This is a genomic window from Maribacter antarcticus DSM 21422 (genome assembly GCF_000621125.1).
GTDB classification, from domain to species: domain Bacteria; phylum Bacteroidota; class Bacteroidia; order Flavobacteriales; family Flavobacteriaceae; genus Maribacter; species Maribacter antarcticus.
On the sequence record NZ_JHZC01000016.1, the window covers coordinates 1 to 17,111 of the forward strand.

General features: G+C 37.6%; 10 protein-coding genes and 3 pseudogenes. 5 read left to right on the plus strand and 8 right to left on the minus strand.

Annotated elements, in window-relative coordinates; translation table 11 throughout:
• The 6 genes from Q360_RS23235 to eat all read right to left on the minus strand — a co-directional run.
• On the minus strand, nt 1–3,234 hold a 3,234-nt coding region (locus tag Q360_RS23235; RefSeq protein ID WP_036195939.1), incomplete at its 3' end, for a CotH kinase family protein.
• A gap of 833 nt (nt 3,235–4,067) precedes the next feature.
• On the minus strand, nt 4,068–5,432 hold the full coding sequence (locus tag Q360_RS0113060) for an aldehyde dehydrogenase family protein (protein WP_027077496.1): 1,365 nt from the start codon (nt 5,430–5,432) through the stop codon (nt 4,068–4,070).
• 5 nt (nt 5,433–5,437) lie between these two features.
• Nucleotides 5,438–6,175: a gamma-glutamyl-gamma-aminobutyrate hydrolase family protein gene (locus Q360_RS0113065; RefSeq protein ID WP_027077497.1), complete on the minus strand. Its 738-nt coding sequence runs from the start codon at nt 6,173–6,175 to the stop codon at nt 5,438–5,440.
• Nucleotides 6,172–7,320, minus strand: a complete 1,149-nt coding sequence (locus tag Q360_RS0113070) for an iron-containing alcohol dehydrogenase (protein WP_027077498.1) — start codon at nt 7,318–7,320, stop codon at nt 6,172–6,174. Before Q360_RS0113070 ends, Q360_RS0113065 begins: the two co-directional genes overlap by 4 nt.
• 3 nt (nt 7,321–7,323) lie before the next feature.
• Entirely contained in the window at nt 7,324–8,682 is a 1,359-nt protein-coding gene (locus Q360_RS0113075; RefSeq protein WP_027077499.1) for a glutamine synthetase family protein, read from the minus strand.
• Between the two features lie 8 nt (nt 8,683–8,690).
• The gene (eat, locus tag Q360_RS0113080; RefSeq protein ID WP_036195941.1) at nt 8,691–10,004 is read right to left on the minus strand and encodes an ethanolamine permease; all 1,314 of its coding nucleotides are present in this window, start codon (nt 10,002–10,004) and stop codon (nt 8,691–8,693) included.
• Between the two features lie 325 nt (nt 10,005–10,329).
• Here eat and Q360_RS0113085 point away from each other — a divergent pair, with 325 nt between their 5' ends.
• The 4 genes and pseudogenes from Q360_RS0113085 (at nt 10,330) to Q360_RS0113100 (ending at nt 14,727) form a co-directional block, all read left to right on the plus strand.
• A complete protein-coding gene (locus tag Q360_RS0113085; RefSeq protein WP_027077501.1) occupies nt 10,330–11,286 on the plus strand; it encodes an ornithine cyclodeaminase family protein in 957 nt (318 codons plus the stop codon).
• A gap of 73 nt (nt 11,287–11,359) precedes the next feature.
• Nucleotides 11,360–12,343 (plus strand): annotated as a pseudogene (locus Q360_RS23240) (proline racemase family protein).
• A gap of 365 nt (nt 12,344–12,708) precedes the next feature.
• On the plus strand, nt 12,709–13,449 hold the full coding sequence (locus tag Q360_RS0113095) for a tyrosine-protein phosphatase (protein WP_027077502.1): 741 nt from the start codon (nt 12,709–12,711) through the stop codon (nt 13,447–13,449).
• 18 nt (nt 13,450–13,467) lie between these two features.
• Nucleotides 13,468–14,727 carry a nucleotide sugar dehydrogenase gene (locus Q360_RS0113100; protein ID WP_027077503.1) on the plus strand — a complete coding sequence of 420 codons (1,260 nt, stop codon included), beginning with the start codon at nt 13,468–13,470 and terminating at the stop codon, nt 14,725–14,727.
• A 657-nt stretch (nt 14,728–15,384) separates the two neighbouring features.
• Here the strand turns inward: Q360_RS0113100 and Q360_RS24730 are convergent.
• Nucleotides 15,385–15,774 (minus strand): hypothetical protein, encoded by a 390-nt coding sequence (locus tag Q360_RS24730; protein ID WP_156950113.1) that lies wholly within the window; start codon nt 15,772–15,774, stop codon nt 15,385–15,387.
• A gap of 24 nt (nt 15,775–15,798) precedes the next feature.
• Nucleotides 15,799–15,960 (minus strand): annotated as a pseudogene (locus Q360_RS27445) (IS481 family transposase); the annotation flags it as partial.
• A 180-nt stretch (nt 15,961–16,140) separates the two neighbouring features.
• Here Q360_RS27445 and Q360_RS23250 point away from each other — a divergent pair.
• Nucleotides 16,141–17,079, plus strand: a pseudogene (locus Q360_RS23250) (IS1595 family transposase).
• The last annotated feature ends 32 nt before the right edge of the window (nt 17,080–17,111 follow it).

Sequence of the window (17,111 nt, forward strand, 5' to 3'; positions counted from 1 at the left end):
TACAGCAACAGGTTTGTTTGTTCCATTAAGACCCGTTTCTGTCCAGTTTGAATCGCTTCCTAGAAACACTTCTAAAGTACCATTTCCTGGGTCACTAGAAACTTGCATTGATAATTCTACCTGAACAATTTGGTCTTTAAATGAACTTAAATCAAATTTTAAGTAAATTTCTCTATTGCCTCCTTCTGCACGTAAAATTGGCCCTGTTGGTGAAGGGTTTCTTGAGCCTTCTAAGTAGGTAGCGTCAACAAGATTTGCTGAACCTACAATATTAACACTAGAAGCTTCAGGATAAACCACCACACTCACTTCATCAAAACTAGAATCTCCTTCATCATCAACAACCGTAAGTCTGAAAACATATGTACCTTCTTCTAAATCGTTTGTGGTAAGTGCTGTCGTACTTGCCTCATTTAGCGTTGTCGTTGATGGACCAGATTCCTGTGTCCAAGCATAACTTACAATAGCACCACCGTCTGGGTCAATTCCTGATCCATTGAAAGTTATACTGTTCGTTGGAAGTGTAATCACTTTGTTTGAACCTGCCTCTGCGATTGGATCTTGGGCGACTGGTGAACCATTTATGGCATTAGGACTTCCATTAGAGTTGATACAACTCCAACTATCAGGCAAAGCATTATCCAAATCTGGAGTAATTAGTTGTAACGTATTTCCTGTTTCATCCGCACAGTCAGACCAAGGTGCTTCTGATAGATAGTTTACTTCATCTTGCAGCAAACTGTTAACATCAAACAATCGAACAGCATCAGAAGATCCAAAACCAAAATCTATATCCCCAATAAAATTTGTTATCTCAGGGAAAACAGAAGAGAAATCTGAAGAATTCTTAACTAACACGATATAACCACCTGCATCAATAGTAGTGCCCTCAGGGAGTATAAAGATATTTGAATCATTGTTATCTTTTAATTCCCAATTAGCTAAGTCAACAGAAGTTGTATTCGGATTATACAACTCAACCCAATCATTAGCATCAAAACTATCACTTGACTTGTAATTAATTTCATTGATTACAATTGCATCATTAGAACTTGTTGGTGAGAAATTTGGAGTCACCTCTAAATTACTCACCAAAGTTAAACTTATCGTTTCATCAGTAGAAGAGATATCACCACTCCAATGAGAAAACTCAAATCCAGATTCAGCAGTAGCTTTTAACTGAATGGGAACTGTTTCAAAATAATCACCAGTCCAAGAAGCCTCTTGAATGTTTAGATTCGAATTAACTTCTACAAATCCCTCGGGTATTTCAGGGTTTATAATTGTTATTGTATGATACGCCGGTAAGTTAAAATTTGATTTAATACGATTTTTTGCAACTGTGGGTCTGTTATCTGCAAAAGTTTTCATCTCATTCATATATAATGTAACTCGAGCGATATCTGAATTCCAACGTTGAAAATGGGCATTTACTTCTGATTGGATTGTACTGTAGGTTTGATCGATATGTGCTTTAACTTTGTGGGGTAAGAAGCGCGTATTTAGTTCGTCTGCGTATCGATTGATAAATATATTTCTAAAACCAATATTTGTAACTAGTCTTCTAAAAGGCAGGGTTGACTCAGGTGGGTTTGGGTGATCTGGTCCGTCATCTGCTAGGGCTCGATTTAGGGCGTTTCCAGACCATCCGCGAAAGCCATTATCGGTATCGAACATAACCCAGCGCCATTTTCCCTCTGGATATTTCCAAAATTTAATATTATTGCCTGGCCAATCGTTATTATTAAAAAAAATTTCAGTAGCATGATAAAGTACATATTGCTCTATATCTATTTCTTGGGCAACATATTCAAAATTTGAATCTATTGTTAAATCTGTTGTACTTAAATAATTAATTAATTGATTGTATTCTGCATTACTCTCATCTTCTACAGCATCATCATCAAGTAATGTAATATCATCAGCGTCTATATTATATTTAGAAGCCAACATATGTTCATTAACTTTTTCACGCAAATTATACATACCCCAATATTCTCCATTAAGATAAGTTGCTACAGGTGTATGCTCTTGAAAATCTAAACCAGAACCTCGCATTAAACTACTTAAAGCGATGTCTTTCATCTGAGTTCTTAACCAATCTAGACCTGAATTTCGTAGCACCAACGATTCAAATTCATTGTAATTTAATTCATCAAAAAAGGAATGTTCAAATTTGGAATCTCCATATTGTGACCTGGCGAATAAGGCTAGGGATCGTTGCCTGTTTGCCCTACTCCAGCCTCCAAAAATCTTTACACCTGCATTAAATTCAACAGAAGTATTCTCTCCATTTTCATAAAAAGCAAAATGGATTGGGCGTTCCCAATCTTTCCAGAAATTAGCTCCTCTATATGGAAAATCACCCGGATCATTAGGGCCGAAAACGTATATTCCAGTATCTTCATCAAAAAAGTCATCTGGGTCTGTTGTTAATAGCATGACATCTATTTCATGATTTGCGTTCAGAATATAGGATTTTGTATATACTGGGGAAGGTATATGATTTTCTGCAAATATTTGTGCACGCACACTTGTGTTAGCATTAATAGCAATTGGGCTTGTGTATAAAGTAGCGGTTTCTGTAGTCGTATTTCCACCAATAGTATATCGTATTTCTTCCCCCGAAGTATTCCCTGATAAAACTAAACTTATAGGTCCACCTACAAGACCACCTTCGTGAGAAAAAACAACTTCACTCTGAATAGTGCCTTGGTATTCGTTATTAGAATTCTCATCACCTGGTGTGGTCTCTGAAAAAACTACTAGAGTTCCTGAATTTATAGATACTCCAATAGAGGTATCTGGCGTAAGATTCTCTGCTGTAATTTGGTCAACAAAAGTACCAGAAGTATTCGTTAAGGTTAGTGTTTCTAAACTTGACGATATTTTAAAATTTGTGTGAAGTTCATTAGCTGCAGATGAACGGTCTTTTTTTGAAGCCCATATGAGCAAATATTGATCAGGTGCTAATGTAAAACTAGGGAATGTCCATTTTGTAAGGTCGTCTTCATCATCAGTCAAGGCCCAATTACTAATTGAAATATTCTCAGTTCCATAATTATGAAGTTCTAACCAGTCTGGGGTGTCGCCATCTTCATCTGTATGTTGAGAATTTGAAGAAACTACTTCATTAATTCTTATGGTTTGTGCTGTTAGATTTGAAATACTTAAAAATAATAAAACCAATAAAAATTTTATTTTAAGAATATAAGATTCAATATTTTTATACATCGAGTTGTTGTTTATGGTTTATATTTTTCCGGAGGGAACCCATATTGTGTTAAACAGAATACAACGAATGCTTAATTCTTTTTATGATTACTAACTTAATATGTTTTAAGAATATTTATGTTGAAATATGCATTTTATAAGACCAAATGCGTATTTATTCCGTTGTTATACCAATAGTACTCAAAAAAAGTATATAAATTTGTCTTAAATCTGTACCTAGAGAAATTGACAAAGGGTACAAATTTTTTGTTATTTATTATGGTTATGACATTATTGTTTAACCACTATCTATTTTTGATATGAATAGCCGTATTTATCATAAGAACGAATAAAGGGTTTATAAAATTGAGGATGTTTATTAAGATTTTTGAATACAGGAGTTAAAGTGACTTTTTCAAGTTATCAACAGGTCTTATCAACTAACATCCAACTAAAGGAAGCCATTTTGGTGAACCCCATTTGTACCTTGAACTCCTCTACAACAGTTGTTTACTAGCTTTGCTGCTTACTGTATCTGAAGAAAACAAGTATTCAACATAGCTTCATTTTGAATAAAACTCACTAAAAAATAAGAGGTTATTGAAAAATAATTTTAGTACCTCTTTTTCATAAAATCCCGTATACTATAATTTATTTCACCTTAGTTTCATCTCGATTATGAAAATAATCTTAAAATCAAATAATAGCAGAGCAACCGCAAAAGTGAGGAATGGAAATTCTACATTGTTGGTGTGGAAACGGTCAATATTGTTCGCCTTGCTCCTTTTATGACAGCTAAATCAGTAACAGAATACTGTTAGATTTTAAAACCCATCGATGCTATTAATCATACTTCAGCGCCTTAAATGATAAGACTTCGGTTGTACAAAAGCGCGTATACCTTGGGTTGAAAGCGTAGACCCCACACCTGAATTATTTCTACCTGACCAAGGTACATTTGGACTTACACGATCACAACAATTCCAATAAGCAGTACCCACATTAAGTTGATTCAAAAGATGTAATGCACGCTGCTCATCATTGGAAAATATAGCAGCGGTCAAACCATAGTTGGTATCTGCCATCAATTCTAAAGCTTTCTTATCTGAGCTAACTTTTTGAATTCCGATGATAGGCCCAAAGGATTCTTCTTTCATCACGTCCATTTCATGATTGCAATATATTAAAACCGTTGGTTCAAAATAATACCCTTTGCCCTCTATTACTTTTCCTCCACAAAGCAACGTGGCACCTTTATTCAACGCATCGGCTACTTGGTTTTCTAGGACTTTAATTTGCTGTTTTCGTGTCAATGGGCCAACAAATATTTCTAAACTGGTAGGATCTCCAATTTTATAGGATTTTACTTCGGCAACGAAAGCAGCGACAAATTCATCATATATTTTTTCTGAAACGTACATGCGTTCTACCGCACAACAGCTCTGACCGTTATTATAAAAAGCCCCTTCTGCAGCATTGATGGCTGCTTGTTTAACATCCGAAACATCATCCATGATGTAAAGTGGGTCTTTCCCGCCCAATTCTAACTGAACTGGCACCAATTTATGAGCAACTGCCTTTGCGATATGTAAACCTGTCCTATGCGAACCCGTAAAAAAGTAGCCCTTCAAATCAGCGTCTAAAATTTGTTGTCCTAAGCTTCCATCCCCGATAACACATTGAAATACATTTTCTGGAATCCCAGCTTGCCACAAATATTTTTCAAATTGCTTTCCAGTCAAAGACGCAAACTCCGAGGGTTTGTAGAGCACAGAATTGCCTGCCGCTAGGCCATATAAAAAAACATTATACCCAACATTATAAGGAAAGTTCCAAGCAGAAATATTTGCAATTACCCCCAAAGGCTCATAAGCGATTTTCTCATGAGTACTTCCAGAAGCAACTAAAGTCTCTGGCGCTAGCCACTTTTTCGCGTTTTGACGTAAATGTTCAACACGATTCTGTGCACCTTTGATTTCATTCAAGGATTGCTGTAATGGCTTGCCTGTCTCCATAGTAAGAATTTCAGCCAGTGCATTGACATTCTCCTTAATCAATTCACCAAAGCGAATGATACATTCGAGTCGTTCTTCTATAGGTTTTTGAGACCACGATTTTTGACCTTCACGTAAGGAAGCCAAGATACTCCCCAATTCAGCTTTCGATGTTCCTTGCAATTCTAAAATGATTTCTTCCGTTGCTGGATTGATTATCTGCATGTTCTTTATTTGGTATGTTTTAAAAAAGCTTCATAAAGTAAATCGGCATCAATTACTCCTTTCCCCAATGTAGGAGAAAATTCAGGATGCCATTGTACGCCCATTACTTTGCCATCGGGTTCTTCTGAATATCCAAAGGCCTCGATAATACCGTCCGGTGCGTTTGCATATACGTCTAGATTATCCCCCAAATCTTTTACCGCTTGATGATGCACTGTGTTAACATGGGGATTTTTTTCCTCAGAATACAGGTTTGCCAAAAAAGTGCCTTGCACAAATGCTATGGGATGCTTGATGGTATCATACAACACTGCCGAACGATGATCTTCAGCATTCAAATCTTGTGTGACCGTATCCTGATAAAGTGTTCCACCAAAATATACGTTCATCAATTGCATTCCCCTACAGATAGCATGGACTGGTTTGGAATTTTTGATGGCGTAATCCATAATTTTAAGTTCATATTGATCACGATACGCGTCGCCTTTCCAACTACCAATGGGCTTTTCGCCATATGTTTCAGGAGCTAAATCGACGCCACCTTGAAAAATGAATCCATCCATATTTGACAGAATATCCTCAAGATAGTCATCGGAAACATCGGGAATCAAAACAGGAAGCACTCCTTTTCGAGTGATATACCTGGCCATATCATTTTCGATATAACTCAAGGATTTGTGTCCAAAGACACCCCGTTCTTTGTCGGGATACATAAAACAAGAGGAGATACCAATTTTAATCATAGGGCCCTTTGATATAAGTTTTTAAAATCTTCTTTGGAAACTGGTTTTGGGTTGTTCGGATGACAAAAATCAGCCACTGCTAATTTGGAAAGTTCCTCAATATGTTCCTTGGTCACGTCAATTTCAGAAAGCTTTGTTGGCATTCCAAGCTTAGCGTTCATTTCAAAAATGTGGTCCACTACCCTATTCCCTGCTGCACTTCCCAATCCAAAGGCATCACCCATTTTATCGAATCGATTTTCAAATCCCTCATAATTGAATTGCATTCCATAAGGAAGATTTATAGCATTTGCCAATCCGTGATGTGTATCAAGCAAACTTGATAATGGATGTGCTAAACTGTGCACCACACCCAAACCTTTTTGAAATGCTACCGCTCCCATTAAGCTGGCTAGTAACATTTTTGCCCGTGATGCTACATCCGGTTTATGGGTTGCGGTTTCCAATGATTCAGCAATCAAGACTATTCCTTCAAGTGCAATGCCATCGCACATGGGATGGTAGTTCTTTGCTAAATACGCTTCCATATTGTGGGTCAAAGCATCCATACCGGTCGCGGCCGTTATAAAAGGCGGTAATTCCATAGTCAGTAATGGGTCGGCAAAAACAATTTTCGCCATCAATTTCGGGCTAAAAAGAATTCGTTTTTTCTTTGATTCATCCTCCGAAATAATAGCGCTTCGGCCCACTTCACTTCCGGTACCCGCCGTAGTGGGAATTGCTATAAAATGTGGCACTTCTTCAGTTACATATTTATCGCCACCGATTAAATCATCGTAGTCGAACAAATCACGTTTATGATGGACTCTTAGTGTAATTGCGCGCGCCACGTCAAGGGCAACTCCACCGCCAATCCCGACAATACAGTCGCGATTAGTCTCATGAAAAATAGCGCCACCTTTCAACACATCAGACTTCACCGGATTCTTATGCATTTCACTAAACACCTCAGTACGTATCCCTTTTCGTTCAAGACTAATCTTGATTTGCTTGAAAAAAGTGAGTTCAGCCACCGTAGCATCCGTTACCAATAGTGGTCTTGAAAGACCGTTACTTCTTAAATAATCGGCTAATTCTTCACTTGCACCGGCGCCAAATCTTATTGGGCAGGGGAAATTAAAGCCTTGAATTTTAGTTATGTCCATTTGCTAAATAATTTCAAAATATCTTTTGGTCTCCCAATCGGTTACTTCCGCGGAAAATTGCTTCCATTCCCACTCTCGTGTCTTGGTAAAATGGTCTACAAATTCGTTTCCAAAAAGTTCCTTAGCAATTATAGAGTTTTTCATTTTTTGGGAGGCATCCCACAAATTGGAAGGTAATATTTCTTTTTTGATATCGTAACCATTGCCCTTTGTCTCAGGAGTATCCAATGTAAGTTTGTTTTTGATACCATAAAGTCCGCTTGCCAAACAAGCTGCCATGGCTAAATACGGATTTACATCAGACCCCACCACTCGGTGTTCGATACGGGCCGATTTTTTTCCTGACGCCAATACGCGTAAGGAACAGGTGCGATTATCATGCCCCCACGTTTGATTGATGGGAGCCCATGCTCCGACTACCAATCTTTTATAGCTATTTATTGTAGGAGCAAACATAGGCAGTATCTCTGGAAGGCACTTCAGTTGACCAGCCAAAAAATACTGCATGGTCTCACTCATGTTATCTTTGGCTTTTTCATCAAAAAAAAGATTCTCTTCCTTTTTTAAATCCCAAAGACTTTGGTGAATATGTCCGCCACAACCAGGAAGTGCACTGGTCTGTTTCGCCATAAAACTTGCGATTATTCCGTGGCGGTAGGCAATTTCTTTAACGGCTGTTTTAAAAAGTACGGCTCTATCAGCAGCTTCCAAAATACCACTATATTGAATGGCTGCCTCTGTTACCCCAGGTCCGGTTTCTGTGTGCAGCCCTTCCAAAGGCACACCAAAAGAATCTAGCAAATTAAAAAGATCATCGAAATAATCGGAGTTCTCCGACATCCGTAAAATCGAATATCCGAACATTCCATGGGTTAGGGCTTGTGGGTTTTGGTGACTTTTTTCCTTTAATGAATCAGAAGTCTCCCTGAAATTGAACCATTCGAATTCCTGCGAGAACATCGGTGTATACTTCATATTCTCGGCCTCTGCTATTATTTTCCGAAGCAGACTTCTAGGGCACACCGCCAAATCTTCAGTTTTTTCTTTCGCAAAATCCACTAGAAAAAAAGGAGTATCCTCTTCCCAAGGAATGGTGCGAAATGTATCTAAATCAACACGAGCTTCGAAGTCGTTATAACCGGTATGCCAACCAGTGACCTGTATATCATTCGTGTATGATACATCGCCCATATCCCATCCAAAGACTACCGAACAGAATCCAAATCCACTTTCGAGAGCGGATAAAAACTTATCCCTGTGCATAAACTTGCCACGTAAAACCCCATCAATATCAACAATGGCGACTTTTATTTTGGAATGCTTGCTCTCCTTTATCCTTTTAATTAGCTCATTCTTATCCATACTTAAAGTTACTTCATTTTTTTATTAAGGAAGAGTAGAAAATACAAATAGGAAACCACTACGATACCGAAAAATACGGCTGCCAACATCGGATTGTAATATGCCATTGCAATCATAGCGACGGAAGCAATGATCAATGCTACCGCCGGAAATAGTGGAAACATCGGCACCTTAAAAGGTCGTTCCATCTCAGGTTCTTTTTTTCGCAACGCAAAAAAGGAAAACATTGAAACGATATACAGCCCTAAAGCACCAAAACAGGCAATTGTAATAATCTCGCTCGTAGCACCTGTACATAGTGCAACGATTCCGATAAGTGTGTTTACGATAAGTGCGTTGGCAGGCGTTCTAAACGTACCGTGCACTTTTCCCAAATATTTGGGAGCGTACCCCTGTCTTCCGAATTCAAAAGTTGCTCTTCCACCTGCCAAAATAATACCGTGAAAGGAAGCTATTAAGCCTAGAAGTCCGATTCCAATCAGTACTTTATAGAGTATATGCCCACTGTCCATAATTTGTGATAAGGCTAATGGCAAAGGAGAATCAGATGCAATGGTACTGCCCTCGGGATAAACAACAGCCTCCCAGCCAGCAACCCCAACTGCAGCTGTAAACGTTAAGACACACAAAATCACCAAAGTCAAAATAGCAGACCCAAAACCGATTAAAATACTACGTTGCGGATTTATGGCCTCCTCTGCAACATTGGCTATTCCTTCAATGGCTAGAAAAAACCAAATAGCAAAAGGAATAGCTGCAAATATACCCTCATAACCGTTGGGTAAGGGGTTTATCTGTAAATTGCTCAGTTCAAATTCTGGCAAAGTAACTCCTGCAAAAATGAGCAACTCAATAACAGCCAAGATAGTAATGACCAATTCAAAAGAAGCTGCGAGTTGTACACCTAGAATATTGATGATAGTAAATATCAAGTAGGCGCCGATGGCGAAAACCATTAAATCAACCGAAGGATAAATTAGGTTTAGATAAGCCCCAATGGCAGCCGCAATAGCAGGCGGAGCAAATATAAATTCTATATTTTGGGCAATGCCCGCTACAAAACCTAAATGTTTGCCTAAGCCTCGGTTTGCGTACTCAAACGCACCACCTGCCTTTGGAATAGCACAGGCCATCTCCGCATAACTAAACGTAAAGGTCACATACATAATGATGATGAAAACCGTGGCGATTGCAAGTCCATAAGTGCCACCTTCGGCTAGTCCGAGGTTCCACCCAAAATACATACCGGAAATCACGTAGCCTACACCCAATCCCCAAAGCATTAATGGACTTAGGGCTTTTTTTAATACGACTTCACTCATTGTATTGGTTTTTATTGGCTCTAAAAAAATAAAATGCTTTCCTTAACTCAAAAATAGTATAAATTAGTTTGCAATACCCAAGGAAAATTAAAAGTGGAAAACCCTGTTAAAAGGAACTCAGCTATTAACACAATATGGTGTAATTTAGTAGCCTATTTTAACTGTAGACATGAGAAAATGTTACATCATTTTTTAAATTTTATCCCTATGAGCCTTTAAAACTATAGCCAGTATGAGATCGTTAGGCACTGTAGCGGAAAGTAAAATATACTTGTATGGCTTCCTTTTCCATGTAATGCACAGTATAATCCTATATTTTTAAGTTATGGAAGAAACGGTACAGATTTCAGATGCTTTTATCAATGAAAACACAAATTTCCAGGAACTCATAGCAGCTTTAAAAGTTGGTTTTTCTACCAAAGATATCCTGGTTCCTCAGCGGCACCATCACGATTTTCCAAATCCTGAAACGGGTGCGGACTCCACCCTACTACTAATGCCCGCTTGGCATCCATCTAAAATGGCTGGCGTAAAAATAGCCACGGTAAGTCCCCAAAATCGACGTTTTGATTTGCCCTCCATACAAGCAATTTATGTGTTGATACATGCTGTTACTGGAGCCATGATAGCTACGATGCAGGCAAAAAGCTTAACTGCAAAACGCACGGCGGCCGCCTCTGCCTTGGCTTCTTCTTTTTTGTCTAAAAAAGATGCATCTTCTTTATTAATGATTGGCACAGGGGCACTTTCTACGAATCTGATTCACGCCCATGCGAGTGTCAGACCCATTAAGAATGTGTTTGTTTGGGGGAGAAACGCTAAAAAGGCACGGGTCATTTGCGACGCGTTGGCTGATGAAAAATTTAGCTGCCACGTAGTTTCGGATATTGAAGATAAAATTAGTGAGGTCGATATAGTTTCCTGCGCCACACTTTCAAAAACTCCTTTAGTACTAGGAAAACGCGTAAAACCCGGCCAGCATATTGACCTCGTAGGTGCTTATAAAAAAGACATGCGCGAGGCGGATAATGCACTTATCTCTAAGGCATCTGTTTTTGTGGACACCCTAGCTGGACTCCATGAAAGTGGTGATATTTCTATTCCCTTAAATTCTGGAATCCTTACGGAGAAGGATATTAAAGGGAATCTGTTTTCGCTTTCATCTAGCGATGTTACCGGACGAAAAAGTGACGAAGAAATCACCCTATTCAAATCCGTAGGCCACGCTTTAGAAGATTTAATAGCTGCTAACTACTACTATAATAAATTCAAAAATGCCTAATACCTACCAAAATATTCTGGAACGAACGGATGTTAATCTGCCTGACGATTGACTCCAAATAAAGACCATTGACATGCATACGGGCGGAGAGCCGCTGCGCGTTTTCGTTTCGGGGTTTCCTGAATTTAAGGGAAATTCTGTCTTGGATTACCGACGCTACTGCAAAGAAAACGTTGACCATTTGCGTACCGCCCTACTATTTGAATCACGCGGTCATGCCGTATGTATGGGTGTATTTTAACGCCGCCCAATGATACCAAAGCTCATCTTGGAGTTATTTTTTTTACATAGTGAAGGCTATAGCACCATATGCGGCCATGCCATTATTGCTATTGCTACCTTGGCGGTTGAGCTGAAATGGATTACCGTCCAGAAAGGGGAAACTATCTTAAAAATCGATGCGCCCTGCGGAGGAATAACCGCGTATATCAAGGTAGAGAATGCTAAGGTTTCTGATGTGCGTTTTCATTGTGTACCCATGTTTGTAATCAGTTTGGATACAACAATGGAAATTAAAGGAATTGTCAAAGTCCATTATGATTTAGCCTACGGAGGTGCGTTTTATGCTTATGTAGCTATGAAGCAGCATAATTTTAACTTCAATTTGAGTACAAAATCCTACCAAGAATTGATTAGGAACGGAATGCATATAAAGCATGCTGTAATGAAAGGTGACCCCGAAACCCAACATCCGTTTGAAACCGATTTAAGTTTTCTCTACGGTACCATTTTTATGGGTGATTCCGATACTGTAAAAATAGACAGTAAAAATGTTTGAATTTTCACGGATAGGGAAGTAGACCGTTGTCCAAGAGGTTTAGGGGTTTCAGTAAGAATGGCCATTCACAGCGCACGAAAAGAAATTGCACCTGGAGAAACCATGCAGATAGAAAGTATTTTAGGTTCCGTTTTTGAGGGCGCTGTTGTTGATGAGGTAGACTACGGCCCATTTAAAGCGGTTATTCAACAGGTAGAAGGAAATGCCTACGTTACAGGAAAACACACCTTTTGCATAGACCCTTGTGATTACATGAAAAATGGATTTATATTAAGGTAGTACGAGTTAACGAATTCTATAGTGCTTCAAACGCTAATGATTTTAGGCACTTAACTACTATTAAGCAAAGCCATTATATTTCGGGATTCGATACCGAACAGGTTTGGACCAAAGCCCGTGCGTTTTGGACCTCATTAGCCTCCGGATGCAACCACTATTTCGGCAGCTAACCTTTTCACATTAGCTATTTACTTTTTCCAACTGCCAACTTTTTGAAGTTCAAAAACAAATAGCTTAGTACTATTTAGTTATTACTATTTTACTCGTTTACTACCAACAGACTCACTTTCTTCCATGTACAATAGAAAAAATTAAAATCCATTGTATTATGGTAACTTTGGACCTACAATAAAATACTTCGATTCATGTTCGATTTTTTCGTCAAAAAAAAGTTTCTTGTTGATTATCTCGATGGCTTTACAGACATCCATAACCATATACTTCCCGGTATAGATGATGGCGCAAAGACCGTTGCCGAATCCCTGAGTTTAATACAAGGTATGGGCGCATTTGGAATCACGAATTTCATTTGTACGCCGCATATCATGGAAAACTATTATCCAAATACCCCAAAATCCATAAACAGCTCTCTAGCGCTTCTAAAAAATAGCAGTAAAACGAATAAGCTCACTAATGTTCGGATACGATTGGCCGCTGAGCATATGATAGATTCTGGTTTTGAATCGCTATTAGAAAAAAATGAATTTATGCCGCTTGATGGTAATTATATCCTGATAGAAATGTCATACCTACAACCTTCTATTAATTTTGATGTAGCCATTCAAAAAATAGCAGATAAAAATTTATTTCCAATCCTTGCCCATCCTGAACGTTATGTGTTTTTACAGAACAATCTAGATAAATATGAACGTATTAAAAGTAAAGGGCTACTATATCAATTGAATTTTCTTTCCTTAGGAGGTTATTATGGTAAACATGTTCAAAAAACAGCGCATACACTTTTAAAACTAAATATGATTGATTTCATTGCTACAGATGTTCATAATTTAAATCAGTTAAAGCACTTGAAAGAAATAAAAATATCTTCTAGGCTACTTAATCTTTTATTACCAGTTATTGAAAGAACTTCTAACACTTTCATTTAAAATTAATTTTTTACGGATATGAAAAATAAAAAAATAGGGGTCATAGGATTAGGGTATGTAGGACTACCATTGGCCATAGAATTCTCTGAAAATAATTTTAACGTTGTTGGTTATGATATAAACTCTGAGAGGATTAAAGATTTAAAAAATGGAATAGATACTACCAGTGAAATTGATGAACAGCGATTAAAGGCCACAGACTTAGTTTTTACAAGCGATGAAAAAGAATTACTACAACTCGACATCTTTATTATTACCGTACCTACGCCCATTGATACCTTTAAACAGCCAGATTTAAGCCATCTTATATCTGCCAGCGCTTTAGTAGGTAAATATCTAAAAAAAGGAGCTTTGGTAATTTATGAGTCCACTGTATACCCAGGATGTACGGAAGAAGAATGCGTCCCGGTATTAGAAAAAATAAGTGGTCTAAAATTTAATATGGACTTTTATTGTGGATATTCTCCTGAACGCATTAATCCGGGTGATAAAAAAAGAAAAGTACACAACATTGTTAAAGTGACCTCAGGAAGCACTGAAGTAATAGCTACAGTAGTTGATGAGTTGTACAAAACTATAGTCAAGGTAGGAACACACAAAGCATCCAGCATTAAAGTGGCAGAAGCGTCAAAAATTATAGAAAATATTCAACGAGATTTGAATATTTCCTTAATCAACGAACTAGCACTCATTTTTGATAGATTATCAATAGATACTCTTGAGGTTTTGGAAGCTGCAGGTAGTAAATGGAATTTTTTACCCTTTAGACCTGGTTTGGTTGGTGGGCACTGTATTGGTGTTGACCCCTATTACTTAACCCATAAAGCGGAGAGTCTAGGCTACCACCCAAGCGTCATACTCTCCGGTAGACGCGTCAATGACAATATGGGTAAGTTTATAGCCCACAAAGTCATTAAACTAATGGTGAAAAACGACATTAAGGTAAAAGGGTCTAAAATTTTGGTGTTGGGTATTACTTTTAAAGAAAATTGCTCTGATATACGTAACTCCAGAATCATAGATTTAGTGACAGAATTGGAGGATTTTGAAGCGTTAGTTGATGTTTACGATCCTAAAGCGAATAAAAAAGAGGTGAAAGCTGTCTATAATATTTCTTTACTTGAAAAACCTACTATACGCTATGATGGGATTATCTTGGCAGTAAGTCATACTGAGTTCCTAAACATTGATTTGACAACATTAAAAAATAACGCTACCTCTGTGGTGTATGATATAAAAAGTATACTACCAAGAGAACAGGTTACAGATAGGTTATAATTTCAATTTCCGAAAGCTATTAAATCACAAATAAAACTTTTGCAACACTATTTTTATTTTCAACAAACAAATTAATACGCTGAATATATTAAAACCTCTTACTTAATTATTTTTGCCCTCATTACCTGACTAAATCTAACCCTTTCTTTTTTATGGAAGAATAAATCCTCAGAAGGTTAAGAGATTTTCTTCTAGAAGGGTTCAATACCCCGAGGCTTGCCTTGAAAGAGAAAAAACAGTAATCTTGAGCGTGAGCTCAAGTACCCACAAACATAAAAGCCATATTGTCTCTCTTTTGCCCTACCATTTTATTAGCGTTTTGTTTTTAGTCCAAAAGTTGATAGGGTTTTAAATAGGGCATGCTTAAATATTGAGGATAGATATGATATTCATTTTTTAGAGATTGGTTCTGACCGAGATTATATTCGTTTTCTTCTTTAGTGTTTGTTAAGTAAGATAGTTTGCACCATATTTTGACTTAACCTTATTGATACTTGTTTGTATCTTACTATTACTTTCATTGAAAAAACCTAAAAATACGTTTCTATAAAACACCTTCCAAATGCCTTTTCCCATATCCTCGACAGCTATATATTTACCCTTGAGAACTACCGTTAGATATACCTAATAATATGATTTCCATATGTTAGACCCGTTTTAGCAAACCTTCATTATTTTCATATTGCTCCTATATCCGAATTTAGGTATTTTTTCAGGGTAAGGCCTGTTGGAGGAATTATGCATAGAATCAGGTGTTTCCATACCCAAAACTTCATGTGGTCTGATATGATTATATTCCTTTACAAAGTGGTTGAGGCTTCTCGAGTCTGCAATGGTAAGTGGATGACGATAGACGTTGTTACCCATTAAAAAAATCCCTTTGTAGCCTGCGCTCCAAACCTCGTTACACTCTTGCGTGTCTAACAAGGGGCGTAGCGGTTTTACCCTCTTACATCTCTTCTGAGGCTTTACCAATCCGTTTATTTTCAAAATATCATAAATGGTAACCACACTTAGAATATCTTTTCCGTGACAAAGGTTAAACAATAACCTTCTTATTTTTATAGCTCCTCAGAGCGCGTGTTTCCCTTTCAATTCAAGAATGTTTTTCTCAACAGTGTCTTTGGTCCTGTTGGGATGGTTTAGAGGAGATTTTCGTTTTTCCTTAAGCCCTTCGATACCTGAATTTTCGTATCGGCTTATCATTTTGTATGCCGTTGGCCTTGAGATTTCAAAGACTCGGCATAGTTATGTGATGGTGTACTTTTGCGTCAGCCACTCGCAGATAAATTCTATTTTTCGTTCCATAGTTGTTGTTACTTTCCAAGGCACGATAAATTGCTTTTGTCTAACAATTTATAAATCTCAAAAGTGTAAACTATGTCTGTTTAACTTTGTAAGGGATGTCCGTTTATCGTTTCTGTAATTTCTTTTCGAGTGTACTTTACAGATGAGCATAGTTGCAAAATACATTTTAAAGAACAAAGAGTCCAAAAGGGTTTTATTTGTCATCGATGTCAAGGTACAAATCATTATTGGGTTAAGAACAGGTGGAGTTATCAATGTAAGTCTTGCAATGCAAGATTATCTTTGCGTAGCGGAACTGTGATGAAGAGTTCGAAACTATTCTTTACGATTTGGATTTGGATTTGGATTTGGTACAAGACACTATTTTTATTGAGTACTACCAAAAAAAGGTTTTACAGTAAGGAGATTCAACACCAATTGAGGTAAAAGCGCCGTGAGGTAGTCTAGGCTACGGTTCATAAGCTTCGCAAGGCAATAGGGTAGATAGGCAAGAGTTATACTCTTGAAGGTATCATAGAGGCTGATGAAGGATGTTTTATAATAGAGGCATCTGCCTGCAAGGATAAAACACAGAAAGTAGGACGTGACAGTAAGACAATGAACAATGTGCTGATAATAGCAGAGAGTGCTATTTTGGAGGATATAGATACTGGAAAGGTTAAACGTCAGACCAGATACTTCAAAGGGAGGGTACTAGCGGATTATAAAATAGAAGGAACCGACCAAGCACTTCGGAAAGCAATAGGAAATGATGACTTCATAGTTTTTAAAAATAAGAGCATATCATATGTAAACATTGCTGACTATGTAGACATACACATAAGTGAAAAGTCAAACGAACAAACAACAAAAGAGACCTTAAAATTGGCACATATTGCTATAAGTAATGCAAAGCGGAATTCTGTGGGGACATATCATAAGATTAAAGCCAAATAGCTCCAACTTTATTTAAATGAGTTCATTTATAAACTCAACAGAAGATACTTTGGTAAAAGAATTTTCAATAGGATGGTTATAGCAAGTATTACAGCTATTGGACATTAAACGGATGTACCATTAATTATCTCAAATTTGGA